This window comes from Algoriphagus confluentis (assembly GCF_036245625.1).
Taxonomy (GTDB): domain Bacteria; phylum Bacteroidota; class Bacteroidia; order Cytophagales; family Cyclobacteriaceae; genus Algoriphagus; species Algoriphagus confluentis.
On the sequence record NZ_BTPD01000035.1, the window covers coordinates 1 to 1523 of the forward strand.

1 protein-coding gene is annotated in these 1523 nt (G+C 52.5%); it reads right to left on the bottom strand.

The annotated features are described in order from the left end of the window. A partial coding sequence (locus AAA943_RS21755; protein ID WP_338226526.1) for an IS1182 family transposase occupies positions 1-1523 on the bottom strand: 1523 nt, incomplete at both ends.

Consider the following 1523-nt stretch of genomic DNA (forward strand, 5'->3'; position numbering starts at 1 on the left):
TTTTCAAGCCCTTTTCGAAGGGTTTTAGCCCTTTTTGAAGGGCTACCACTCCGATCTGAACTTTCTTTCGGTGGAAGTTCAGGTACTTTTTGAGGTTGTAGGTCAGCGCAGCCATCATGACGTGTTTGTTGGCCTGGGCCATTCCCCGGCTGTTGATCCGGCGCATGTTCAGGAAGTTGACCAGCGTGCCCAAGACCGGCTCTACTGTTCGGCTTCGGATCTTGCTAATCCGTTTGGCATAGGCAGGGTTTTGGGTCAGTTTTCGGTGCATGCGGTCATAATAGGGCTTGTCGATGCTTTCCTCCAGTTTCTTGAACTTGGTCGCCTTGCCGCAGCACTGCTCCCGGAGTGGGCAGTTGCCGCAGATCGTCTCCGAACTCCGGTAACTCTTCTTCTGATAACCTTTGCTGTCCGTCTTGATGCCCTTAAAGGTCAGAACCGCACCTTGGCCACCTGACTTTTCGCAACGGTATTCGTCTTGGTCTGCGTGATAGCTGAAGCCTTCCCGATCTGGCTTGTACTGCCCGAAGTTCGGAATATAGGCGTCTATACCCTTTTCCTCACAGTACCGGAGTGCCTTGCCGCTGCTGTAGCCCGCATCGGCCGTGACCTGATCGATGGTCAGGTTCAGTCCTGACAGATTCTCCAAGGTCTGATCCAGGATCTCGGGCAGGTTTTCGCTGTCTCTGCTTCCTGCCGTACTTGCACAGGCACCCGTGATCACGTGGTGGGCATCATCCACGGCCAACTGGCCACAATAGTTCAGCTGACGGGCCTTCCCCGGCTTGGTGCTGATCTTGGAATCCGGATCGGTAGGACTGTAATGGGTGTGGTTGCTGAGAAACTTGGGACGGATCAGGACACCATTTTCATCCAGTGGCGGGTCTATCTGATTGGTTTGGCCTGTCGTGTTCACCCCTCCATGCTGGGACTTATAGGCCTCCTCTTTCCAATTATGATGTCTTTCTACCAGCTTCTTTCGGGCTGTGGTGACCTTGAACTCCGATCCTTCGTCCAGCTCGTCCACATAGGCCGAGGCATCTTCTACCACTTCCTTTTCCAAGAGGCTGTCCATGGATGCATTGGCTTTGACAAAGGCTGAATCCACCGCCTGACGCTTGCCTCTGACCATTCCTTTGCCGACACACAGGCTCAAGACTTCTCGGAATAGCCTTAAGAATACTTCCTCTCCGTACAGCTGCCGAGTCCGGCTGATCGTCGAATGCCAGGGTAAAGCCTCATCCAAATCGTACTTGAGAAAGAGACGTACATCCAGACAATTGGAACAGAAAGCGATCAGCTTCCGGTCCGAATTGATGTTGTTCAGATACCCCACCAAAAGCATCTTGAAAAACACCACCGGATCGATGCTTTCCTGTCCCTCGCTGCCATAATAGCACCAGGTAGCGGAATAAAGAAACTGAAGATCCAGGCTTTGGGAGAGGCGTCGGTAGAAGTTGCCAGCCGGCACCAGCTGCTCCAAATTTACCTGATAAAATAGTTTTGGCTGAATTTCCTGTCGT